This is a genomic window from Clostridium cadaveris, assembly GCF_020911725.1.
Taxonomy (GTDB): Bacteria; Bacillota; Clostridia; order Clostridiales; family Clostridiaceae; genus Clostridium_X; species Clostridium_X cadaveris.
Genome location: NZ_CP076620.1, coordinates 3,423,010 through 3,445,704, shown reverse-complemented (window position 1 = coordinate 3,445,704; position 22,695 = coordinate 3,423,010). Strand labels below are relative to the sequence as shown.

At 31.6% G+C, this 22,695-nt stretch carries 24 protein-coding genes; 18 read left to right on the top strand and 6 right to left on the bottom strand.

All coding sequences use genetic code 11. From position 1 onward, the window contains the following. Positions 1 to 93: 93 nt before the first annotated feature. The 5 genes from KQH81_RS16630 (at position 94) to nagZ (ending at position 5,538) form a co-directional block, all read left to right on the top strand. Positions 94 to 396 (top strand): hypothetical protein, encoded by a 303-nt coding sequence (locus tag KQH81_RS16630; protein ID WP_074846465.1) that lies wholly within the window; start codon positions 94 to 96, stop codon positions 394 to 396. Positions 397 to 1,232: 836 nt separating this feature from the next. After that, positions 1,233 to 1,955 (top strand): polysaccharide deacetylase family protein, encoded by a 723-nt coding sequence (locus tag KQH81_RS16625; RefSeq protein ID WP_051196215.1) that lies wholly within the window; start codon positions 1,233 to 1,235, stop codon positions 1,953 to 1,955. 93 nt (positions 1,956 to 2,048) lie between these two features. Continuing rightward, the gene (locus tag KQH81_RS16620; protein WP_035770624.1) at positions 2,049 to 3,125 is read left to right on the top strand and encodes a putative NPN-dependent ornithine cyclodeaminase; all 1,077 of its coding nucleotides are present in this window, start codon (positions 2,049 to 2,051) and stop codon (positions 3,123 to 3,125) included. Positions 3,126 to 3,144: 19 nt separating this feature from the next. Beyond that, entirely contained in the window at positions 3,145 to 4,311 is a 1,167-nt protein-coding gene (locus KQH81_RS16615; protein ID WP_230028512.1) for an iron-containing alcohol dehydrogenase, read from the top strand. A gap of 24 nt (positions 4,312 to 4,335) precedes the next feature. Continuing rightward, on the top strand, positions 4,336 to 5,538 hold the full coding sequence (gene nagZ, locus KQH81_RS16610; RefSeq protein ID WP_074846459.1) for a beta-N-acetylhexosaminidase: 1,203 nt from the start codon (positions 4,336 to 4,338) through the stop codon (positions 5,536 to 5,538). A 71-nt stretch (positions 5,539 to 5,609) separates the two neighbouring features. On the opposite strand, the gene KQH81_RS16605 is transcribed toward nagZ, so the two are convergent. Together KQH81_RS16605 and KQH81_RS16600 are read right to left on the bottom strand one after the other, a co-directional pair. After that, positions 5,610 to 5,843, bottom strand: a complete 234-nt coding sequence (locus tag KQH81_RS16605; protein ID WP_143081360.1) for a hypothetical protein — start codon at positions 5,841 to 5,843, stop codon at positions 5,610 to 5,612. Positions 5,844 to 6,033: 190 nt separating this feature from the next. Further along, positions 6,034 to 6,666 (bottom strand): DUF1847 domain-containing protein, encoded by a 633-nt coding sequence (locus KQH81_RS16600; protein WP_074845500.1) that lies wholly within the window; start codon positions 6,664 to 6,666, stop codon positions 6,034 to 6,036. 163 nt (positions 6,667 to 6,829) lie between these two features. Between KQH81_RS16600 and KQH81_RS16595 the strand changes: the two genes are divergently transcribed. The 3 genes from KQH81_RS16595 (at position 6,830) to KQH81_RS16585 (ending at position 8,924) form a co-directional block, all read left to right on the top strand. After that, positions 6,830 to 8,287, top strand: coding sequence for a catalase (locus KQH81_RS16595; protein WP_027638416.1), 1,458 nt, complete (start codon positions 6,830 to 6,832; stop codon positions 8,285 to 8,287). Positions 8,288 to 8,378: 91 nt separating this feature from the next. Then, positions 8,379 to 8,645, top strand: coding sequence for a hypothetical protein (locus KQH81_RS16590; protein ID WP_230028510.1), 267 nt, complete (start codon positions 8,379 to 8,381; stop codon positions 8,643 to 8,645). A 12-nt stretch (positions 8,646 to 8,657) separates the two neighbouring features. After that, complete coding sequence (locus KQH81_RS16585) at positions 8,658 to 8,924, top strand: spore coat protein (protein ID WP_083405187.1); 267 nt, start codon at positions 8,658 to 8,660, stop codon at positions 8,922 to 8,924. 27 nt (positions 8,925 to 8,951) lie between these two features. On the opposite strand, the gene KQH81_RS16580 is transcribed toward KQH81_RS16585, so the two are convergent. Beyond that, the gene (locus tag KQH81_RS16580) at positions 8,952 to 9,479 is read right to left on the bottom strand and encodes a QueT transporter family protein (RefSeq protein WP_230028509.1); all 528 of its coding nucleotides are present in this window, start codon (positions 9,477 to 9,479) and stop codon (positions 8,952 to 8,954) included. A 500-nt stretch (positions 9,480 to 9,979) separates the two neighbouring features. On the opposite strand from KQH81_RS16580, the gene KQH81_RS16575 reads away from it, so the two are divergent. The 3 genes from KQH81_RS16575 (at position 9,980) to KQH81_RS16565 (ending at position 11,354) form a co-directional block, all read left to right on the top strand. Then, the gene (locus KQH81_RS16575; RefSeq protein ID WP_027638419.1) at positions 9,980 to 10,348 is read left to right on the top strand and encodes an ArsR/SmtB family transcription factor; all 369 of its coding nucleotides are present in this window, start codon (positions 9,980 to 9,982) and stop codon (positions 10,346 to 10,348) included. Positions 10,349 to 10,350: 2 nt separating this feature from the next. Next, complete coding sequence (locus KQH81_RS16570; RefSeq protein ID WP_027638420.1) at positions 10,351 to 10,722, top strand: NifB/NifX family molybdenum-iron cluster-binding protein; 372 nt, start codon at positions 10,351 to 10,353, stop codon at positions 10,720 to 10,722. Between the two features lie 122 nt (positions 10,723 to 10,844). Beyond that, complete coding sequence (locus tag KQH81_RS16565) at positions 10,845 to 11,354, top strand: hypothetical protein (RefSeq protein WP_027638421.1); 510 nt, start codon at positions 10,845 to 10,847, stop codon at positions 11,352 to 11,354. Positions 11,355 to 11,419: 65 nt separating this feature from the next. Here KQH81_RS16565 and ade read toward each other — a convergent pair whose 3' ends face one another. Continuing rightward, positions 11,420 to 13,213 carry an adenine deaminase gene (gene ade / locus KQH81_RS16560; RefSeq protein WP_326839246.1) on the bottom strand — a complete coding sequence of 598 codons (1,794 nt, stop codon included), beginning with the start codon at positions 13,211 to 13,213 and terminating at the stop codon, positions 11,420 to 11,422. A 114-nt stretch (positions 13,214 to 13,327) separates the two neighbouring features. Between ade and KQH81_RS16555 the strand changes: the two genes are divergently transcribed. The 5 genes from KQH81_RS16555 to KQH81_RS16535 all read left to right on the top strand — a co-directional run bounded on the left by KQH81_RS16555 (position 13,328) and on the right by KQH81_RS16535 (position 18,074). After that, positions 13,328 to 14,017, top strand: a complete 690-nt coding sequence (locus KQH81_RS16555; RefSeq protein WP_027638423.1) for a FadR/GntR family transcriptional regulator — start codon at positions 13,328 to 13,330, stop codon at positions 14,015 to 14,017. Between the two features lie 237 nt (positions 14,018 to 14,254). Beyond that, entirely contained in the window at positions 14,255 to 15,043 is a 789-nt protein-coding gene (locus KQH81_RS16550; protein ID WP_027638424.1) for an electron transfer flavoprotein subunit beta/FixA family protein, read from the top strand. Between the two features lie 16 nt (positions 15,044 to 15,059). Then, positions 15,060 to 16,247: an electron transfer flavoprotein subunit alpha gene (locus tag KQH81_RS16545; protein ID WP_074845490.1), complete on the top strand. Its 1,188-nt coding sequence runs from the start codon at positions 15,060 to 15,062 to the stop codon at positions 16,245 to 16,247. A 2-nt stretch (positions 16,248 to 16,249) separates the two neighbouring features. Continuing rightward, complete coding sequence (locus KQH81_RS16540; protein ID WP_230028506.1) at positions 16,250 to 17,647, top strand: FAD-binding oxidoreductase; 1,398 nt, start codon at positions 16,250 to 16,252, stop codon at positions 17,645 to 17,647. Positions 17,648 to 17,906: 259 nt separating this feature from the next. Then, positions 17,907 to 18,074: a zinc-ribbon domain-containing protein gene (locus KQH81_RS16535; RefSeq protein ID WP_027638427.1), complete on the top strand. Its 168-nt coding sequence runs from the start codon at positions 17,907 to 17,909 to the stop codon at positions 18,072 to 18,074. A gap of 49 nt (positions 18,075 to 18,123) precedes the next feature. Here the strand turns inward: KQH81_RS16535 and KQH81_RS16530 are convergent, their stop codons facing one another. Next, positions 18,124 to 18,993, bottom strand: coding sequence for a Cof-type HAD-IIB family hydrolase (locus tag KQH81_RS16530; RefSeq protein WP_074845485.1), 870 nt, complete (start codon positions 18,991 to 18,993; stop codon positions 18,124 to 18,126). A gap of 22 nt (positions 18,994 to 19,015) precedes the next feature. After that, positions 19,016 to 19,777: a DeoR/GlpR family DNA-binding transcription regulator gene (locus KQH81_RS16525; protein ID WP_074845482.1), complete on the bottom strand. Its 762-nt coding sequence runs from the start codon at positions 19,775 to 19,777 to the stop codon at positions 19,016 to 19,018. A 251-nt stretch (positions 19,778 to 20,028) separates the two neighbouring features. Between KQH81_RS16525 and KQH81_RS16520 the strand changes: the two genes are divergently transcribed. Beyond that, positions 20,029 to 21,141 carry a galactokinase gene (locus KQH81_RS16520; protein ID WP_027638429.1) on the top strand — a complete coding sequence of 371 codons (1,113 nt, stop codon included), beginning with the start codon at positions 20,029 to 20,031 and terminating at the stop codon, positions 21,139 to 21,141. Positions 21,142 to 21,191: 50 nt separating this feature from the next. Next, entirely contained in the window at positions 21,192 to 22,658 is a 1,467-nt protein-coding gene (locus KQH81_RS16515) for an NADP-dependent glyceraldehyde-3-phosphate dehydrogenase (protein WP_168971989.1), read from the top strand. The last annotated feature ends 37 nt before the right edge of the window (positions 22,659 to 22,695 follow it).

The following is a 22,695-nucleotide window of genomic DNA, read 5'->3' as shown; positions in this document are numbered from 1 at the left end:
AATAAATAAATCATGAGGATAAATTTTATTAAAAATGGAAATCATAATGAAATTATATGTAATTTAAGATGAAAATTTTATGGAGGAATAAGAATGGCAAAGAAGACTAGTGCAAATAATGATATGTTAAAGGAAGCAAAGAAAAAATCATCAGCAAAGATATATGCAATGATATTACATTTAGCAAATGAGGAAAGGCAGGATCTAGCTGAATTAGTTATGAAGGTAGATTATTTATTGCAGTATACAAGTGCATGTATAAAAGCTAAGGATTATGATGAAGCACAAGATACTATGACAAAGGTTGAGAAGAGATTACAAACTTTAGAGGATGAAGGTGTAGATATTACTCATCTAAAGTATTTACATGACGGTATTAAGAATAAAATAAAATAAATGTCTAAATGTTTTTATGGAAAAATATTGAAAATAATTAAGTTGTGAGTTAGAATGAAGTCAAATGAAAGTCCATGAAGCGCTTTATTTAATATATATAGACCATTACTTCAATAGGTAAAAGGCTTAAAGTTTAAATTTAATCCTAGGAATGACTATTTTTGAGATAGTAGGTGAGAGGAAAATAAAACTTTATGATGTGGTATAAAAATAATTTTGGATAAAGCATACCCAAATTGGCGTGCTGTAAATAGACCAAAGTTCATATGGAGTTTTATTATAACTATTATGGTTTGTCAGGAAAATATACCTATAGAAAAATGTTGTTTTAAGCAGAGGTATATGAGAGATAGTTTTGATTTTAATGTGAAGCTCTAGGTATTGAGAAAGATCCATAAAATTTTATGGGAAGGTGTATTACCCCATGGTAATGAGAGCAGGCACAAATGAAGCTGGATTCAATGACACGTTAAGGCAGGACCACGGCCTTTAGAGTCTCGGCTGCCTCAGTATTATTATATATAAAGTCATATAATGTTCAGCTAAACTAAGGCTTAAATACTTTTGCAAAATCAACTGCAGCATCGTGAAGTTTGTGCAGTTGTGCAATAAAAGGATAGGGAAGTGAAAGCCTATAGAAAATATTTTATATAAAAAATAAGGGCCTCTAAATTCCTTTAGGGGCTGTTATTTATTTTTTGAAAATCCATAATTATCATTGCATGGCGAAGCAAATATATATCTTGCTCCAAAAGAAACATTAGAAAATATGAATAAATCCTTGAGATATATGCACCCTATTTTAGAAGACTAAATATGGAGGTGTATATTTTATTATGAAAAAAACTACTATAAGAATTTATGCTTTTATTCTTGCAATAACTATAATTGCTGGAATTTTAGCCAGTATAACTAATGTGAAGGTAGCGAAAGCATCGGAAGGTGAAAAAGTTGCATATTTGACCTTTGATGACGGTCCAAGCAAAAATACTGAAAAGGTACTTGATATATTGAAAAGTGAAGGTGTCCACGCTACATTTTTTGTTATTAAACCTATATATGAAGAAGATGTAAGGTTTATGAAGAGAGCTTATGAAGAAGGAAACGCTATAGGGAATCATACATATGAGCATGATTTTCAAAAAGTATATTCTTCAGAAAAGACATTTTGGGATAATTTCAATAAAGATCAAGAACTTATAGAATCAATAACAGGAAGTCCAAGTAAGCTTTTTAGATTTCCTGGTGGCTCAAAAAATAGTGTTGTCAGAAAAAGAAATGGTAAACAGTTTAATATAAAACTTGCTAATGAATTAGAAAAAAAAGGAATACATTATTTTAATTGGGATGTGGATTCTGGAGATGGTATGACAGACCATGCATCAGCTGCATCTATATACAATAATGTTATGAAACAAATAAAAGGAAAAGATAAAGCCATAATTTTAATGCATGATGCTAAAGGAAAGAAAACAACGGTGGAAGCTCTTCCAAGAATAATAAAGTCCTTAAAAGAACAAGGATATACTTTTGATACTTTAGAAAATTATAATAAGTAGATTGCTATTCAAAGTTATTGGGAATGATATAATAGAGTTATAGTTTAAAATAATATTATTAATTTATGATAAGGGGGTATATAATTGTTTTCTATGCCTAAGTTTAATGAACCGGACTTTAACAGATCTGACTTAAAGAATGCACCAAATGTAAAATTTGAAGAAGTAAAGATGAAAGGGATAGCTCCAGATAATTATCATGGGACTTCTATGTATCCAGAGTATTATAAAATAAATGGCTCTTGGGTGCTTATAAAAGAAAGTAGAATGGATTGTGTTCCTGTGATACTTGAAAATGGAGAGGTTGAAGCAAAGGAATTTAGACGATTAGAACCTAAGGATAAGGTAATTGTGGGACGTACAGAAGATGGAAGTGAGGGTATATACCTTTATGCCTCAGGATTTTATGATGAAGAAAGCACAAGTGATGTCTTTGGATTTAGAACAGGAAGATCCAGAGAAACTCCTTACGCAAAAGATTATAAAAAGCTATGTGATTTATTAAAATATGAAAAAGATAATGGCTATATAGTGTGGGTTTTAGGACCAGCAGCAGTATTTGATGATAAATCAAGAGAAGCTATGTCAGAGATAATAGATAGAGGATATGCTCATGCAATATTTGGAGGAAATGCAGTTGGTACTCATGATTTAGAAGGAGCATTGTTTCATACTGCATTAGGGCAGGATATAACCTCAATGGAAAACAAAAAGAATGGACATTATCATCACTTAGATACGATAAATTTAATTAATAGAGCAGGAGGAATAGAGGAGGCTATAAGAGAATATGGAATAGATAACGGTGTTATATATTCATGTGTTAAAAATAATATTCCATATGTGCTTACAGGTTCTATAAGAGATGACGGACCACTTCTTCCTGTAAAATCTAATATGGCAGAAGCGCAAGATGCAATGAGAAAGCATACTAGGAAGGCTACTACAGTTATATGCCTTGCGACTCAGCTTCATACTATAGCTACAGGCAACGTAACGCCTTCTTACACTGTAGTAAATGGAGAAGTAAGACCTGTATTTATATATGCAGTTGATATTTCAGAGTTTGTTTTAAATAAACTTAGAGATAGAGGAACTTTAGAGGTAACAACTATAGTTTCAAATATTCACGATTTTCTATTTAAGGTTAAAACATTATTAGACCAGTAATACAAAGGGGGATTAAAAAATGAGAAATTTTCATTACTCAATACCGACGGAAATATATTTCGGTAAAGGACAGATATCAAAACTTTCAGAGGCAGTAAAAAAATATGGCAGCAAAGTATTGATGGTTTATGGCGGTGGAAGTATAAAAAAAATGGGCTTATATGATAAAGTTATAGCACTTTTAAAAGAAGCCGATATAGAGGTATTTGAATTGGGAGGAGTAGATCCAAATCCAAGAGTTACTTCTGTAGGGGAAGGTGCTAAGCTTTGCAGAGAAAATAATATAGAAGTCATTTTAGCTGTAGGGGGAGGAAGCACAATAGACTGTGCAAAGGCTATAGGAGCAGCCTATTATTATGAGGGAGATCCATGGGATATAGTTGCTAATACTTCAAAGATAACAAAAGTTTTACCTGTAATATCAGTTCTTACATTATCAGCAACTGGTTCTGAGATGGACCCATTTGCAGTTATATCAAATATGGATACAAATGAGAAGCTTGGAATGGCTAACGAAGGAATGAGACCAAAGGCATCTATATTAGATCCAGAATACACATACTCTGTTCCAAAGAACCAGACAGCAGCAGGAACAGCAGATATAATGAGTCACATATTTGAGGAATATTTCAGTGCTGAGAGAAATGCTTATGTTCAAGATAGAATGGCAGAAGCACTTTTAAAAACTTGTATAAAGTATGGAAAGATAGCCGTGGAAGATCCTAATAACTATGATGCAAGAGCAAATCTTATGTGGGCATCAAGCTTGGCTATAAATGGAATATTAGACTGTGGAAAGAATAATGCATGGAGTGTTCATCCTATGGAGCATGAATTAAGTGCATTTTATGATATAACTCATGGGGTAGGCCTTGCAATACTTACTCCTCATTGGATGAGATATGTTTTGAATGATGATACTGTAGATAAGTTTGTAGAGTACGGAGTAAACGTATGGGATATAGATAAGAATCTAGATAGGTATGATATAGCAAATAAAGCTATAGATATGACAAAGAAGTATTTCACAGAGAGTTTAGGAATTCCAGAAACTCTTAAAGAAGTTGGAATAGGAGAAGAAAAGCTTGAACTTATGGCAAAGCAGGCTACTAGATTTGGAGCTATAGGAAGTTTTGAATTATTAGAAACTAAAGATGTTTTAAATATATATAAGTCAGCCCTATAAATTGAATTTAAGGAAGGGATAGAATTGAAAAAGGGAAAATGCATTCTCTTAATTTCTCTTCTCTTTCTACTACTTTTAGGATTGTGCATCAGCCAGAAGGATAAAATTTCTTTCTGGCTGATATCTTTAAAGGAGAAAAGGGAAATAGAGAAGCAAATTAATGCCATGACCTTAGATGAAAAAGTGGGGCAGCTTGTTATAAGTGGATTCCAAGGAGAAACTGTCAGTGAAGAATTGAAAGAACTTATCGAAAAATACCATATAGGTGGAATTATACTATTTAGATCAAATATAAAAGATTCAAATCAACTTGTAGAATTTACTAACTCTATAAAAGAGATAAACAGCATTAATGGAGGTGTACCTATATTTGTATCAGTAGACCAAGAGGGAGGAAGGGTATCACGGCTTCCAAAAGAAATTGATAAATTTCCAAGTGCAGCTAATATAGGAAAATTGGATGATGAAAAACTTAGTTATAAAATTGGAAATTTATTGGGAGAAACTATAAAAAGCTTTGGATTTAATTTGGATTTTGCTCCAGTACTAGATATAGCCAGTAACCCAGAAAATAAAGTGATAGGAGACAGAGCTTTTGGTGATAATCCGGATATAGTATGCAGGATGGGTTTACAATTTATGAATGGGTTAAAAGACAGTAATGTAATTTCAGTAGTAAAACATTTCCCGGGACATGGAGACACAAAAGCAGATTCTCATTATGAGCTTCCATATTTAAATCATGACAGAAAAAGGCTTGATACTATTGAGTTTGTACCATTTAAAAAAGCCGTTGAATACGGAGTAGATGGAATAATGGTAAGTCATATTGTTTTAAAAAATATAGATGATAAAAACCCAGCTACTATGTCTAAAACAGTGGCAACGGACATATTACGTAAAGAATTTAACTATAATGGAGTTATATTTACTGATGACATAAATATGGGAGCTATAGCGAAGAATTATCTTTTGAGAGATGCTGTAATTAAAAGTATAAATGCAGGTGTTGATGTTATAGTGAGTTCTAAAGGTTGTGAAGAGACAAGATTGATAATAGAAATTATAAAGGAGGCTCTTAAAGAAGGAAGTATCTCAGAAGAAAGAATTGATGAAAGCATAGAGAGAATCCTTAAACTGAAAAATAAATATGAGCTTCAGGACAAAACTCTTACAAAAATAAATCCCGATAATATTAATAAAATCATAAATGAAAAGATAAAATAAGAAAATCCATGAGGACTTCAAATCTTCATGGATTTTTCCATAATACTATTTAATTTTGTGATTTTAATATATTAAGAAAGCCATAAGATTAAAAGTACGATGAAAGAAAGGATGAGATATAGCACACCTTCTATTTTAGTTAAAATCAAGGTATGATGTTTGGGGTCGACATAGTTATAAGAATTAAATCTGTAGGAAAAGTCTATAAAGCTTTCAGTGTGAAATATAGCATAATAGGCGGGGATTCCAAGAGCTATGAGCACTAGAGAGCCAAATACTTTTCCCATTATCACAACACTATTCATAAAAGACTCCTCTCTATAATAGTATTTCCTTAATAATATTATACCATAAGATTTGAAGGAGTGTGCTGAAATAGAAACATCAAAGAACTATGAATAGAAGTTAAAAAAACAACTATATTCAGTTATAGAAAGTGCAGTTTTATTTAAAATAAAAAAGCTTTCATTACTTTTGCGCAATGAAAGCTTTTTTTTATCGGCTTCCACCAAACAACTTTGATTTATAATACTTGTCAGCCCCGTATATCGCAGCAAGAGGATTATGACATAATACTCTGTCTTTTACTGCAAAAACTGTTATTGGAGCATCAGAGTGCTTTATAAATAGTGAATCATGACCTACGCACAAACCTAATAATATATTTAAATCTGTGTGAGCTTCATTTAGAAGTATTGCTTGTCCTATTGGATTGCACATTGGTTCGTAAGTTCCTGGTCTAACTTGTTCAGAGTCAGATATGTTTATAAAGGATTTTGGTATGCTTCCATTCTTACAGACTATAGATTCAACTTCAAATCCGTGGTGACGAAGTATAGAGCAGAAAATTTGGGCTTCTTTTATAAGTCCTATGCAGAAAGCAACACCTATTTTTTTATATCCACATTTATGAGCAAAATCTATTATTTCTTCAACTCTTGTCTTTTGACAGTAACCTTCACTTTCTACTAATGCTGAATTATGTGCTATATTAAGGATCTCATCATCATTATAATGATCTTTTATTTTTTCCTGCTCTTCTTCTAATCTGCATGGGCAGTTTAAAGGAGCATTTTCAATATCTCCATTTTTACAGTTATTTTGTTTACAAGAATCACAAGTATACATAAATTTGTCCCCCTTACATTATAAAAAGTATTCTTAAATAAAATTGTATATCAAATACCAAAATAATACCATTGGTTTTCATATATGAAAAATGATAAATAATGTAACAGCAATAACTATAAATTAATATAATAATTATAGTTATAAATCCTTGGAGGAATTTATGAGGGATTATGAAAATAAAAATTTTTTAACAACCAATGAAGGGGCTCCAATAATGAACGATCAAAATTCATTGACTGTTGGAGATAGAGGATCTGTTTTGCTTCAAGATATACAGCTTATAGAAAAATTAGCTCAATTTGATAGAGAGAGGATTCCAGAGAGAGTTGTACATGCAAAAGGTGCAGGAGCTTATGGATATTTTCAAGTTTACAGGCCTATGAAACATTATACTATAGCTAAGTTTTTACAAAATCCAGATGAAAAAACTCCTGTGTTTGTAAGATTTTCTACAGTAATAGGCTCTAAAGGATCAGCAGATACTGCAAGAGACCCTAGAGGATTTGCAGTAAAGTTCTACACAAAAGATGGAAATTATGATTTAGCAGGTAATGATATACCAGTATTTTTTATAAGAGATGCTATAAAGTTTCCTGACTTAATTCACGCACTTAAACCAGCACCAGATACTAATATTATTGACCAGAATAGAGTATGGGATTTCTTCTCCAGTATGCCTGAAACAACTCATATGATAACGTGGGTATACTCAGATAGAGGAACAATAAAAAGCTATAGAAGAATTGAAGGCTTCGGGGTTAACACATACATTTGGTTAAATGATAAGGGCGAAAGAAGATTTGTAAAATATCATTGGAAACCAGCTTTAGGAATTGAAACTATAGATAGAAAAGAAGCAGAATTTTTAGCTGGAGCCGATCCTGATGTTGCAACAAAAGATTTATATGACACCTTGGAGAAAGGTGAGACGGTAGAATATGAACTTTTAGTACAGCTTATGGATACAAAAGAAAATTATAAACTTGATTTTGATCCATTAGATGCGACGAAAGTATGGCCAGAGGAGAAATTCCCATTGATGAAAGTTGGAAAACTTGTCCTAGATAAAGCACCTGAAAATTTTTTTGCTGAAGTGGAACAGGCAGCTTTTTGTCCAGCAAATGTTGTTCCAGGAATAGAATTGTCTGCAGATAAGCTACTTCAAGGAAGAATTTTTTCTTATACTGATACACAAAGATATAGAATAGGTACAAATTTTGTACAGCTTCCAATTAATAGACCTAAGTGTTCAGTGAACAATAATATGCAAGATGGATCTATGAGATACTTTGCAAAGTCAGGAACAGTAAACTATAATCCAAACACTTTAGATGATGGGAATCCAAAAGAAGCCAAAGGAATGATTATACCTTCAGAGTATGTGGCTGGAAAAGTTGAAAGAAAAGTCATACCAGACACTGATGATTTTAAACAAGCTGGAGATAGGTATAACGCTATGACAGAAATGGAAAAAAATCACCTTGTAGATAATATAGCAAGTGATTTATGGCAAGTTAATGAAGAAATTCAAATTAGAGCTATAGGTAATTTTACTAAAGCTTGTCCTGAATTTGGAAAAAGAGTTGCTAAGGCTCTTAAAATTGCGGATTATGAGTAAAATAAAAAGTGTGCTGTAAAATGTAAAGACATTTTACAGCACATTTTTTTATAAATTAATTGAAATGATTATAAAATATGCTTTGCATAAAGTGAGTACTTTAGCACAAAATAAAACTGACCACGAAAGCCATACAACCTTAAGAAACATAATAATATATAAATCAGGAGGAACCAATATGACAAATAAAGAGCTTTCCTATTTAGAAGATTGTTTAGGAGCAGAACAAGAGCTTCAAACAAAATGTTTAGATTATGCGAATAGAGTTCAAGATACTGAAATAAAACAACTTTTAAATGAACTTGCCTCATGTCATCAAAAACATTTTGGAACATTATTTGCAGAATTAAATCAATAGGAGGATTGAAAAATGAACAAGACAATGACAGATAAAGAATTATTAACCGATGTATTAACTTCTGAAAAATCATTAGTATCATTATACAATCATGCCATTCAAGAAGCAGCTACTGAATATGTTCACTCTAACTTTGAACAGGTCTGCAATGAGGCTATAAAAGACCAATATAAGGTGTTTAAGGCTATGGAACAAAAAGGATGGTATCAAGTAGAGCAAGCACAACAACAAGCTATAGAAAAAGCAAAAAATAAATTCACAAATAATATGAAAGCCTAAAAAAATAAAGGAGCCAAAAGGCTCCTTTTATAGTAATTCTAACTTTTTTAAATTAGTTCTATTTTCTTTATTGATTAAAAGCACATCTACAAGATGCTTATTTTTAAATAGTTCTTTAAATAAAGGATATCCAACTATTGTCATAACTAAGAACTCTCCTATGAAGATAGTTACTACATTAAATAAAATAGGCTGATTAGCAACTATGTAAAGTTCTATAGGAACAACTATAGCATTTATAAGAGGCCATAAAGAGGCCACAAATAAGTTTTTGCTTTTATATATCATATATGTTGAAACTAAAGTTGCAAGACTTCCAACTATTACATCAATAAATCCAAAGCTATATAGGTTAGATATAGCACAACCTAGGACAAGCCCTGGAATGTACAAAGGATCTATAAAAGCTAAGAAATTTAAAAGCTCAGATGGCCTTGCTTGGATTCCACCATAAGAAATTTCGGAAAATGCTATAGTTACTACGCAATATAGAGTAGATACCAAAGATATTTTTGCTAGTGCATTTACGGTTAGTTTTTTTGAAGATTTATTCATATTATATAATTCCTCCTAAATATATATTAAGTTAATTAGAATATTTAAAAGTCAAATTGTAAAAATTCTAATATTTTTTATTAAGCCTTATGCAAATTTAACAATCTAATGCGCCTTAAACTTATAAAATACATAAGCTTAAATAGGAGAATTATATGCGTCATGAATAAACAAAGTTATTATATACTTTGCAAAAAATAAAAGATCTGTCACAAAGACAGACCTTTTATAAGAATGAAAAATGCGCAAATAAAAGCTATACCGAAAATGATACAGCATCCTACTTAAAAGGTGCCTTAGTTTTGTTTTGGGACAGGCGGCTTACGAACTGTCCATATTAAATTATCCTTTATGATTATACAGAAGTTAATTTATTAAATCAAGAAAGAAAATAAAAAATATGAAATTTTAAATTAAAACAATAGATATATTTGACAAAACTAAATAAGAGAGTTATTATTTAATTAAGCAATTACTTAATTAGATGGAGAAGAAAACTTATGGAAAATATAGTTCAGGCGTTTAAGGCGCTCAGTGACGAAAATAGATTAAAAATTTTAATAATACTTTCCCGAAGAAGAATATGTGGGAAAGGAATAGCGAGACATCTAGGATTGTCCGAAGCAGCTGTATCTCAACATCTAAAAATTCTAAGAGAGGCAGATTTAATTTATGGTGAAAAGCAGGGATATTATGTTCACTATAAATTAAAGGAAGATAAGATTAAGGAATTGGAACAATTTATAAAATATATAAGAGATAGTGAGATATGTGGAAGCTGCAGTGTAGAAACTTATATTCCAAATGATTGCAATATTGCATGTAAGGCAAATAAAAATAAATGTTGTAAAAGAATTAAGGAGGACTAAGTATGAGAATTTGTATACCAGTTGAAAAATTTAAGGGATTAGAAAGTATTGCGTATGGACATTTTGGTTCAGCACCTTATTTCCTAATTTATGATTCAGAAACTAAAGAAATAAAGGGAATCGCAAATGGAGATTTAGGACATGAACATGGAAAGTGCCAACCTCTTAAGGCTATAGAAGGTGAAAGAGTTGATTTTGCACTAGTAGGTGGTATAGGAAAAGGTGCATTATTAAAGTTAGAAGCAGAAGGAATAAAGGTTTATAGAGCTGAACCTTTATCAGCAGAAGAAAATATAAGATTATTTAGTGAGAACAAATTACAAAGAATAGGAGTACAAAATAGTTGTACTCATGATCATTGTGAAAGTCACTAATTAAAAGCACGTGCTACAAAATGATTTATCAGTTTGTAGCACGTTTTTTATGTTTTATGAATAAATTTAAAGCCCTAAACAAAACATAATTATATAATTTTACTATGAAGGAGGACACACATATGAGAAAAAGAAGAGTGATATCACTTTTCGTTATTATGATGCTATGTTTTGGTATAACAGCATCAGCGAAACCAGAAGAAAACAGAGACAGCATGTTTATGGGAGAAGTAATAGAAGTGAAAAAAGATGGAGACAAAACTTCTCTTTTAGTAGAAGGATATTTAAAGGGCTGCGAAATCTATAAAGAAAAACTTTTGGTGAATGTAACTGGTGAAACTAGAATTAAATTATCTTGTGATGAAGCTGGAATGAAAGAACACAAAGAAGAATGTAAAAAAGAAGAAAATAATCAAAATACCAAAGAAGATAAAAAACAAGATGTAAAAGAAGAAAAAAAGCAAGACAATAAAAATAACAAAGATAATAAGGACAAAGGAAATTCAGCACAAGAGGTAAAAATAGAATTCTCTAAAGGTGATGCTGTTTTTATGGTATTAGATAAAGCTATGACAAAATCAATACCACCTCAAGTAAATGCAAAATTTATAAAAGTTACTAAGGTTAAATAGTATACATATAACTTTTTATGGATGTAAAAAATAGACGGCTACATAGGTGTAACCGTCTATTTTAATTAAACAAATAAATCTACTATTTTAAAGTTTACTGTATCTACTAAACCTCTATTAGTAAGTCTAAGTTCTGGAAGTACAGCTAATGCTATAAGAGCCATAGTCATAAATGGAGATACTAAATCACAACCAAGTTCCTTCCATGCTTCATCCAACTTTTCAACTAATTCGGCAACTTTTTCAGCACATTCTTCACTCATAAGACCTGCTATAGGCAATGGAAGTAATGCAAGAATTTTACCGTCTTTAACTACGACCATTCCGCCACCAACTTCTGCCAATGTATTGCCGGCCAATGCCATATCTGAATCATTTGTTCCAACTATAAGAAGATTATGGGCATCATGAGATACTGTAGAGGCAACGGCACCACTTTTTAGATGAAATCCACGAACGAATCCTTTGCCCATAGTTCCGCTACCACTATGTCTTTCTACAACTACTGCTTTGACAATGTCTTGAGACAAGTCACAACACACTTTACCTTCTTTTATAGGAAGAAGAAGTTTCTTGGCTATTATTCCAACTTTTGCCTCAATGACTTCCATAACTCTAGTGGCTATAATGCTCATTGATGCATCAGGAGAATCTATTTCAAAGTCATCATGGGTAAGGTCTTTTGGTAAATTCATAGTTGACTTAGCAAAGTCAGGATAAGATTTGTTAGGTATATCTATGATTAGATTTCCATTATCACTTAACAATTCACCATTTATAAGGACTTTGTCAACTTTAACCCTTGCTAGATCATCTAATATAACGATATCAGCAAGTTTTCCCGGAGATATAGAACCTAAATCCCTACTTACATTAAAACATTCTGCCACATTTATTGTAGCCATCTGAATAGCATTAATAGGGTTTACACCTTCTTCAATAGCTCTTTTTACGATATGATCCATGTGTCCATATTCTATGAGAGTATTTGCATGTCTATCGTCACTAACTAGGGTAACGAATCTAGTATCAATATTATGTTCTGTTACACATCTAATAGTTTCTTTAACATCATGCCATGCAGAACCTTCTCTAAGCTGAGCATACATTCCTAATCTGATTTTTGCTAAAGCATCTTCTTTTCTAACGGATTCATGACAGCAGCTAACACCAGAAGCTATATAAGCATTAAGTCCTTCAGCAGTTTCAGGCATAGAATAATGGCCTGTTACTGTTTTATTATTTTCTAGAGTTGATTGTATTTTTCTATGAACTTCATCGTCACCAGATAGCACTCCGGGGAAATTCATCATTTCTCCTAAACCAGATATATCATCTAATAGCATAGCGTCTTCCACGTCTTTAGCACTAAGAATTGCTCCAGTATCTTCAAATCCAGGACATGCTGGAACGCATGATGGCATAACAGTATTTACTCTAAGAGGAACATCTCGTCCATCTTCAATCATAAGCTTTATTCCATCCATACCAAGAACGTTTCCTATTTCATGCGGATCCATATATATTGAAGTTGTACCATGAGGAATTACAGTTTTAGCGTATTCTCTTACTGTCATCATGCTGCTTTCTACATGAATATGTCCGTCTATAAAACCTGGACATAAAAATTGTCCAGAAGCATCAATTATCTTTGTATCTTCACCAATACAATGATGAGCATCTCCAACAAGAGCGATTCTTCCCTCAGATATTGCAACATCAATATTTTCTTGAATCTCTGCAGTATTTACATTTATAAGTTTTCCGTTAATTATTACTAAATCTGCTGACTTGCGGCCTTGAGCTACAGCCACTAATTTTTTAGTCACTTCTCTTAATTGCTTTGTGAATTTCATCATTAATCTCCTCTCGGCATAAGTATATTTTTTCTATTATACTACTTAATTCAAAAAAAACAAAACAAATATGCTATAATATTTACAAATAAAATTTTAGATAAGAGGATAAAAGATATGTTTACACCTGTTAAGAACACAAAAGTATATGAATGTGTCGTAAGACAAATTAAATTAATGATAAATAAGGGAGCTTTAAAAAAGGGAGATAAGCTTCCAACAGAAAGAGAAATGGCTGAACAGCTTCAAGTAAGCAGGGCATCTGTTAGAGAGGCACTTAGAGCTTTAGAGGTAATAGGCCTTACTGAAAGCAGGCAGGGAGCTGGGAATTTTATAAAAGAATCTTTTGAAGGGGCACTTTTTGAACCTCTATCTATAATGTTTACTATAGAGAACAGTACAGGTGATGATATTTATGAAATAAGAGAGATATTAGAGCTTGAAACTGTAAAATTAGCGGCGGTTAGAATTAATGAAGAGGAATTAATGACAATGAAAGAGGCCGTTGAAGAGATGATGAATTGTGACGATGAAGATAGAAATATAGAATTGGATAAAAAATTTCACTATACAATAGCAAAGGCATCAAGAAATATGCTTATAATCAACTTTCTTCAAGTTATATCAGAACTTATAGACGAATTTATAAAAGATTCGAGAAGCAAAATTTTAGTAGAGAAAAATAACAGACATCGACTTATGAACATACATTACAGTATATATGAGGCTCTAAATGATAGGAATCCAGATAAAGCATATAAATGTATGAAAGAGCATTTTGTTATTATAAGAGAATATATGAAATGATTGTTAAGTAAAATACAGAAAACTATGGTAAGGAATAAAAAACCATAAATTCTGTATTTTTTTATTAATAAAAATATTTAAGGAATGTCTTTTATAACAATGATATACCGTTATAAAACATGAAAACGTATATATGATAAATTAATAACAATTATTCCATATTAAAGAAAAAGGGAGTAATATATAAATAAAGAATTGGTCTGACAACCTTATGAATATAAAAGTGGGAGTGATTTTATGGATATAGTAGTTTGTATTAAACAAGTACCAGGGACTTCAAAGGTAGAGGTTGATCCTGTTACAGGAGTTCTTAAGAGAGATGGAATAGACACTAAAATGAATCCTTACGATTTATATGCATTAGAAACTGCATTAAAATTGAAAGAAAAAACTAATGGAACAATAAAAGTTGTTTCCATGGGACCACCACAAGCTATGGAAGTTATAAAAGAAGCATTTTCTATGGGAGCTGATGAAGGAACTTTGATATCTGATAGAAAATTTGCGGGAGCAGATGTATTGGCAACTTCATACACCATATCTCAAGGAATAAAAAGTCTTGGAAAATTTGATTTAATAATCTGCGGTAAACAGACTACTGACGGAGACACTGCTCAAGTTGGAGCTGAAGTTGCAGAGTACTTAGATATTCCTCATGTTGCTAATGTAAAAAACATATTAAAAGTTAATGATAGTTTTCTAAATTGCGAGATGGATCTTCCAGAAGCCTTAGAAGTAGTAGATGTAAAGTTCCCATGTTTGATTACAGTGGACAAGGATATTTTTCAACCAAGGCTTCCTTCATATAAAAAGAAATTAGCTACAAAGAATAGAGAAATACGAGTTATATCATTAAAAGATTTTAGTGATAAAGATGAAAAAAAGTATGGTTTAAATGGTTCTCCTACTCAAGTTGAGAGAATATTTCCACCTGAATCTAAATCACATCATGAGATGATACAAGGAAATTCAGATGAAATTACTAAATCAATAGCGTCTAAATTAAAAGAATTGAAATTTATATAAAGAGAGGGTGAAGATAATGGGAAAACTTATTATAAATCAAGATAAAGTACAAGATATAAAAAAACTTATTGATATATGCCCTTTTGGTGCTATGGAAGAAAAAGATGGACATTTAGAAATAAACTCTAACTGCAAAATGTGCAGATTGTGCGTAAAAAATGGAGCGGGTGCAGTTGAATTTATAGAGGAAAAGGTTCAAGCAATAGATAAAAGTAAGTGGCAGGGAATTGCTGTATATGTAGACCATGTTGAAGGAAATATACATCCTGTAACTTTTGAACTTATAGGAAAGGCTAAGGAGTTAGCTAAAAAGATAAACCAAAAAGTATACTGCTTATTTATAGGCTATAACATAAAGGATAAGGCTGAAGAGCTTCTTCATTATGGAGTGGATGAAGTTATGGTATATGACAAAAAAGAGTTAGAAGATTTTAGAATAGAGCCTTATACATTTGTATTTTCTGATTTTATAAACAAAGTTAAACCTTCTTCTATCCTTGTAGGAGCAACTACGGTAGGAAGATCACTAGCTCCAAGAGTTGCGGCTAGATTTAGGACAGGACTTACAGCTGATTGTACTGTACTTGATGTAAAAGAAAATTCAGATTTAGTACAAATAAGGCCAGCTTTCGGGGGAAATATAATGGCACAAATAAATACGCCAAATTCTAGACCTCAGATGGCCACAGTTAGATATAAGGTTATGTCAGCTCCTTCAAGACAAACTGAAACTTCAGGTCATATAAATTTTTGTGATATAGATAGTGAAAATTTGACTTCAGGAATAGAAGTTAAAAATATCATACCTAAGGAAAAAGAACATAGCATCTCTGAAGCTGAAGTAATAGTAGCAGCTGGAAGAGGAGTAAAGAGTGAAAAAGATATGGCCATGATAAGAGAACTTGCACAGGTTCTTAATGCTGAATTAGGGGCAACTAGGCCGCTTATAGAATCTGGATGGATAGATGCTAAAAATCAAATTGGATTAAGCGGAAAAACTGTTAGACCAAAGCTTATTATAGCTTGTGGGATATCAGGTGCGGTTCAGTTTGCAGCAGGTATGAACAATTCAGATTATATATTTGCTATAAATAAAGATCCAAAGGCTTCTATTTTTAAGATAGCTCATTACGGAATAGTAGGAGATATATATGATATAATTCCTAAACTTATAAATGAAATCAAGAGTGAGAAGGAGGCATAGTCATGGAATACAAATCAGTAACTTTAAAAGATATAAATTGTATTAAAGATATAATAAATGATTCTGAAAGAGTCTTTTGTGGAGAATATATAAATGAGGATTATAGCCATGATGAATTAGGTGGAGCTAAGAAAATGCCTGATGTTGTTGTGAAAGTTCTTTCTACTGAAGAGGTTTCAAGAATTATGAAGTATGCCTACGAAAACAATATACCAGTTACACCTAGAGGTTCAGGAACAGGACTTGTAGGAGCAGCGGTTCCTATACATGGAGGAATTGTAATTGATTTGACCAACATGAATCAAATACTAGAATTAGACGAAGAAAATCTTACTTTAACTTTAGAGCCAGGAGTTCTTTTGATGGAAATATCAAAATATGTTGAAGAACATGACTTATTTTACCCACCAGACCCAGGAGAAAAAACTGCAACTATAGGTGGAAATATAAATACAAATGCAGGTGGTATGAGAGCAGTAAAATATGGCGTTACTAGGGATTATGTAAGAGGCATGGAAGTAGTTTTGCCAAATGGAGAAGTAGTAGAATTTGGAGGAAAAGTTGTTAAAAACAGTTCGGGTTATAGCTTAAAAGACTTGATAGTTGGTTCGGAAGGTACTTTGGGAATAATAACAAAAGCTATACTAAAACTGTTGCCACTACCAAAGAAAGCTATAAGCCTTTTAGTTCCTTTTAATGATTTAGGACAAGCAATAGATACAGTACCAAAGATAATAAAATCAAAAGCTATTCCTACTGCAATAGAGTTTATGGAGAGAGAAGCAATAACTTCAGCAGAGGAGTTCTTAGGCAAGAAGTTCCCAGATAATTCATCTAATGCATATTTACTTCTTACATTCGATGGAAACTCTTTAGAGGAAGTTGAAGCTGCTTACGAAAAGGTAGCTGATATATGCTTAGAAGAAGGCGCAATAGATGTATTTATTTCTAATACTGAAGAAAGACAAGAGTCTATATGGACAGCAAGAGGTGCTTTCTTAGAAGCAATAAAAGCATCGACAACAGAAATGGATGAAGTTGATGTAGTTGTTCCAAGAAATAAAGTTGCAGAGTTTGTTAAATTTACTAAAGATGTAGAAAAGAAACATAAAATAAGAATCAGAAGTTTTGGACATGCTGGAGATGGAAATCTTCATGTATATATATTAAGAGATGACTTAGACAAAGATCAATGGGAAAAGAAACTTAATGAAGCCATGGAAGATCTATATGATAAAGCAAGACAACTAATGGGTCAAGTATCAGGAGAGCATGGTATAGGATATGCTAAAAAACTATATTTAAATGAAGCTCTTTCAGCATCAAATTTAGAGATAATGAGAGGTGTGAAAAAAGCTTTTGACCCTAAAAATATATTAAATCCAGATAAGATAATTTAAAAACTTTTTTATGGATGATTATTTATTAAAAAAGTGGGCATATAATAAATAAGAGTTTAAAAGAGAGAGTCTAAATTTAATATAGGGATGTTTTTTAAATTTATGTTGTGCTTTTGATTGCTATATGTTATCATGAGATATACGCTTATGAGCAAAATCTCATAAACGAGATTTAATAGTGATTTAAACATTCCCTTAGGAGTCTAGAATCAATTTTAAATCTAAACCAAATTTTTATAGAAAAAAGGAGAATGTTTAAATGGCAGATAAGACTATAGTTTGTAAAGATTGTTCAAAGGAGTTTGTTTTCACTGAGGGAGAGCAAGCATTCTACAAGGAAAAAGGATTCGAAAACGAACCAGTAAGATGCCCAGAGTGCAGAAAAGCTAGAAAGCAACAAAGCAACAACAGAGGATTCAGAAGATAATATTTGAATTTAAAAGACCTATAAGAGAAATCTTATAGGTCTTGTTTTTTTAAGCAGATAAATTTAATTTCTTTATATAAGTATGGATTGCATGGGCTACACCATTCTCAGTGTTTTTTAAAGTAGTGAAAGAACAAAGATTTTTGATTTCATCTCGTGCATTTCCCATAGCTATGCTGTAATGAGCTACCTTAAGCATACTTAAGTCGTTAAAGCTATCGCCTATAGCCATTGTTTCATCTAAAGATATATTAAGGTGAGATGCAAGACATTTTAATGCATGTCCTTTTGAAGTTATGGATTGAGTAACCTCAAAGTTGTAATCCGTAGAAGCAAAAGTAGCGAATTCAGGTTTGCTGTTGCAGTAGTCCATAGCTTTTTGACGTTTATCTTGGTCAAAAGTTACAACTTGAAGATTTAAAGGCTTGTCCTCTATGGAAAAAATGTCTTCAGCTGATGAAAGCACAAGCTTATTTGCCTGAGATTGTAATGCACCGACGATATTAAGATGAATGTCATCTCTATAATTGTATTTATCTTTTGCATTATAGAAATCATCTTTTAAAATATCAAAAGCTGTATTTAGATACATATTGTTAAAGTCAGTTTCTATTTCATAAAAATAATCATTCTTTTCAAGCCAATTTACGGCATCTTTAAGAGCAACTGCATCTAATTCAAAGGTTTCTAGAAAATCTCCATCCTTTGAACATACTGATGCTCCATTATTAGAGATTATATGAGTTTTTATTCCAGCCTCATCTGTAAGTGCCTTTGCGTCAGCATAGTATCTTCCAGTGCATATGGATACTTCTATTCCAAGGCTTTGAGCAAACTTTATTGCTTCGGCATTTTCACGGGATATTTTATGATTTGAGTTCAGTAATGTTCCATCTAAATCTATTGCTATAAGTTTCATATATTTCCTCCTAAATTTTAAATTAATCTGTTACTATCAAATTCACGTTATTTTCATTCAAAATCTTCATGAAATCTTCACTAGGCATTTTGTCAGTTATCATTATGTCTATATCTTTTAAATCACAAATCTTTATAAATGATGTTTTGTTAAGCTTTGAATGGTCTATAAGAAGTATTACTTCATCAGAATTTTTGATTACTTCCCTTAATATAGCTGCAGCATCTTCATAGACTCCTGTTAATCCCTTTGAACTGAGAGATAATCCACCTATAAATGCTTTATTAAAATGATAATTGGAAAGCATTGATAGAGTGGATGGACCGTATAAGTATCTATGATAAGTATTAAGGGTACCTCCTAATATGGTTATGTTCATATTAGAATTCTTAGATAAAATATCTCCTAGATTTATAGAATTAGTCACTACGGTCAAATTATCTGAGCTTATAAGCTCGGCTAGATTTTGAACAGTAGTAGAGGTATCCATAAATATGGCTTCACCTTGTTTTATAAAAGATAGTGATTTTTTAGCTATTTTATATTTTTCTTCAGATTCTATATTAAGTCTTTCTCTATATGGCTTTATATCATAATGTTCAGAACTGGAAAGTATAGCCCCTCCATGAGTTCTGACTATACAGCCGCTTTTTTCTAAAAGAACTAAATCACGTCTTGCAGTATCTCGTGATACGTCATAAAATTTGCAAATTTGTTCTATGCTTATACGTTTATTTTCAGAAAGGAAAGTTAAAATAGAATCCATTCTCTCCTGTTGAAACACATTATTACCTCCTATCGAAATAAGTATTTCACTTAAATTATAAAAGAATTTACGAAAAAACTCAAGTTTTTGTAAGTAATTTTAATTAAATATAAGTAATTGACATAAAACATTTTATTTTATGAGAAGAAATGAGAAAAGTGATAAATGAAAATAATGAAATTTCTTTAAAAGATTATGGATATATCTGCATTTATTTCTATTCAAGTTAATAGAAATAATATAAGAGTAGAGTGGGAGGGAGATACCATATGGTATATGAAGAACAATTAATTACTTGTCCAACAAGTATAAAGTTAATAGGAGATCAGCTTGCATATAATGGAGGCATAACAATATTTTTAACAATGAAAGATAAATTTACTATGAGTATCATGGAGAGAAATGATGACAAGATAAAGCTCATATTTCCAAAATGCATTGTAGAGATGAATATAAAAGATAGCGAGAAAGAAGAGCTGGAAACAACAGAAGAATTCGAAAATTATGAGGCAAGATGTTTAACGAAGTTGATACTAAAAGAATTAAAGAAAAATAATTTAACTACGTCTAAAGGATTTGAAGCAAAATATAATTTTGATTTAGCTTCATATAAAAAAAATAGTACAAGCATAGCTTTTGAGCTTTTAACTCTAAAAGGGATTAATAATATAAATAGTTATGAATTAAGCAGTTATGATATGGAAAACATAAATGAAAATATACAAATATTAGATGGAAAAGGATATAGGGGAACCAGTGAAAGTTTCATGATGAATATGTGCAAAGAAAATCATGGGCATGTACTTTACTGCCAAAGCTTAAAACACGAGTGCATTCCTGTAAATTATGATGGATATTCTATTATCGCTTCTTATAACGATTGCCTTAGTAAAAGAAACTTTGAAGATGAAAAGATACGCCAATGCAATGATGCTCTTCAGAAGTTTCAAAAGGTAGTAAATATATCTTCCTTATGCAATCTATCCATAGCGGAGTTTGAAAAATTCAAAGGGGTATTAGATAAAGACACATTAAAAGTTGCTTCTTATGTAGTATATGAAAACTACAGGGTAAGGAATAGCATTCCAAAGTTAAAAGATGGAAATATGAAGGAAATTGGAATTTTAATGAAAAAAACTCATGAGGAATTAAAAAATCTTTATGGAATAGTCAACGAAGAGCATGATTTTATATTTAAAGAAGCTTTGAAAATAGATGGTTGTATAGGAAGCAAGATGAGTGAAAGTTCCTTGGGATTGTGTAATCTAAGTATTGTAAAAGATGAAGTTATAGATGATTTTAAAGAAAAAGTAGGAGACGAATATAAAATCAAATATAATGAAGGATTAAACTTTTATGTTCAGTCGCTTAAGAATAAATAATATATTAATTTCAAACAATAAAATTAATTAAATTAAAAGGGGCTATACATATGGTGAATTTTAAAGAAATACAAAAGAATTATATTTATAAAAATCTTTTTGACGGACATTGGGTAGAAAGTAATAGTGGTGACAATATAGAGATAAAGTCACCTATAGACGAGAATACATTAGGTTATGTTCAGGCTATGACTAAAGAAGAAGCAAACAAATCTATAGAAAATGCTTGTGAAGCACAGAGATATTGGAAACAGGTGCCTATAAACAAAAGGGCAGATATACTTCACAGAGCAGCAAGCATATTGGAGGAAAATGCAGAGGAAATAGCTGAAATTTTAACTATGGAAATAGCAAAAGATAAAAAGAGTTCATTAGCTGAGATAACACGCACAGCTGACTATATCAGATTTTCTGCTGATGCAGGGAAACAACTAGAAGGTGAAACTATTCCTGGTGATAGTTTTCCTGGAACTGAAAAAAACAAAATATCTGTAGTAACTAGAGAGCCATTAGGTGTAGTTCTCGCTATATCACCATTTAATTATCCAATTAATTTGTCAGCATCTAAAATTGCTCCTGCACTTATTGCAGGAAATTCTGTTGTATTAAAACCACCTACTCAGGGGTCTATATCAGCACTATATTTAGCGGAAGTATTTAATAAAGCTGGACTTCCTAGAGGAGTTTTGAACACAATAACAGGAAAGGGTAAAGATATAGGAGACTATGTTGTAACCCACCCTAAGATAGACTTTATAAATTTTACAGGAAGTACAGAGGTTGGACAGCATATTTCTAAGATAACAACAATGAAACCCCTATTGCTTGAGCTTGGAGGTAAAGACGCAGCTATAGTTTTAGAAGATGCAGATTTAGATGAATCAGCAAAGAATATAGTAAACGGAGCATATTCATATTCTGGACAGAGATGCACAGCTGTTAAAAGAATTCTAGTTATGGAAAAAGTAGCAGATGAACTTTCAACGAAGATTAAAAATCTAGTGGAAAAATTATCTGTTGGAGATCCAAGAGAAAATAGTGTCATAGGACCGCTTATAAATGATAAGGCTGCTGATTTTGTTATGAATTTAATAGAAGATGCAGAAGGAAAAGGAGCTAAACTTTTAGTAGGAGGAAAGAGAGAAGGAAGGCTTATTTATCCAACATTATTTGATTATGTGAATCTCGATATGAAAATTGCCTGGGAAGAACCATTTGGGCCAGTACTTCCTATAATACGAATAAAATCAATAGATGAAGCTATAAAGATAGCAAATGAATCAAAATACGGACTTCAAAGCTCTATATTTACAAAAAATATAGAAGCTGCATTTTACATAGCTGATAAGCTGGAAGTAGGTACGGTGCAGATAAACAACAAAACTGAAAGAGGCCCAGACCATTTTCCGTTTTCAGGAGTAAAGTCATCGGGTATGGGAACACAGGGAATAAAATACTCTATAGAAGCTATGTCACGGCTTAAAGCTATAGTTTTAAATTTAAAAAAAGAAATATAGACATAAATAAAGGTTTAAGAATAAAAAATTCTTAAAC

Coding starts and splice junctions, on each gene's coding strand:
- KQH81_RS16585 (WP_083405187.1), top strand. CDS start 8,658: ATGAACAAGACAATGACAGATAAAGAATTATTAACCGATGTATTAACT.
- KQH81_RS16600 (WP_074845500.1), bottom strand. CDS start 6,666: ATGTATACTTGTGATTCTTGTAAACAAAATAACTGTAAAAATGGAGAT.
- KQH81_RS16545 (WP_074845490.1), top strand. CDS start 15,060: ATGGGAAAACTTATTATAAATCAAGATAAAGTACAAGATATAAAAAAA.
- KQH81_RS16615 (WP_230028512.1), top strand. CDS start 3,145: ATGAGAAATTTTCATTACTCAATACCGACGGAAATATATTTCGGTAAA.
- KQH81_RS16535 (WP_027638427.1), top strand. CDS start 17,907: ATGGCAGATAAGACTATAGTTTGTAAAGATTGTTCAAAGGAGTTTGTT.
- KQH81_RS16515 (WP_168971989.1), top strand. CDS start 21,192: ATGGTGAATTTTAAAGAAATACAAAAGAATTATATTTATAAAAATCTT.
- KQH81_RS16540 (WP_230028506.1), top strand. CDS start 16,250: ATGGAATACAAATCAGTAACTTTAAAAGATATAAATTGTATTAAAGAT.
- KQH81_RS16550 (WP_027638424.1), top strand. CDS start 14,255: ATGGATATAGTAGTTTGTATTAAACAAGTACCAGGGACTTCAAAGGTA.
- KQH81_RS16530 (WP_074845485.1), bottom strand. CDS start 18,993: ATGAAACTTATAGCAATAGATTTAGATGGAACATTACTGAACTCAAAT.
- KQH81_RS16565 (WP_027638421.1), top strand. CDS start 10,845: ATGAGAAAAAGAAGAGTGATATCACTTTTCGTTATTATGATGCTATGT.
- KQH81_RS16620 (WP_035770624.1), top strand. CDS start 2,049: ATGCCTAAGTTTAATGAACCGGACTTTAACAGATCTGACTTAAAGAAT.
- KQH81_RS16595 (WP_027638416.1), top strand. CDS start 6,830: ATGAGGGATTATGAAAATAAAAATTTTTTAACAACCAATGAAGGGGCT.
- KQH81_RS16580 (WP_230028509.1), bottom strand. CDS start 9,479: ATGAATAAATCTTCAAAAAAACTAACCGTAAATGCACTAGCAAAAATA.
- ade (WP_326839246.1), bottom strand. CDS start 13,213: ATGATGAAATTCACAAAGCAATTAAGAGAAGTGACTAAAAAATTAGTG.
- KQH81_RS16570 (WP_027638420.1), top strand. CDS start 10,351: ATGAGAATTTGTATACCAGTTGAAAAATTTAAGGGATTAGAAAGTATT.
- KQH81_RS16520 (WP_027638429.1), top strand. CDS start 20,029: ATGGTATATGAAGAACAATTAATTACTTGTCCAACAAGTATAAAGTTA.
- KQH81_RS16575 (WP_027638419.1), top strand. CDS start 9,980: ATGGAAAATATAGTTCAGGCGTTTAAGGCGCTCAGTGACGAAAATAGA.
- KQH81_RS16605 (WP_143081360.1), bottom strand. CDS start 5,843: ATGAATAGTGTTGTGATAATGGGAAAAGTATTTGGCTCTCTAGTGCTC.
- KQH81_RS16625 (WP_051196215.1), top strand. CDS start 1,233: ATGAAAAAAACTACTATAAGAATTTATGCTTTTATTCTTGCAATAACT.
- KQH81_RS16630 (WP_074846465.1), top strand. CDS start 94: ATGGCAAAGAAGACTAGTGCAAATAATGATATGTTAAAGGAAGCAAAG.
- KQH81_RS16555 (WP_027638423.1), top strand. CDS start 13,328: ATGTTTACACCTGTTAAGAACACAAAAGTATATGAATGTGTCGTAAGA.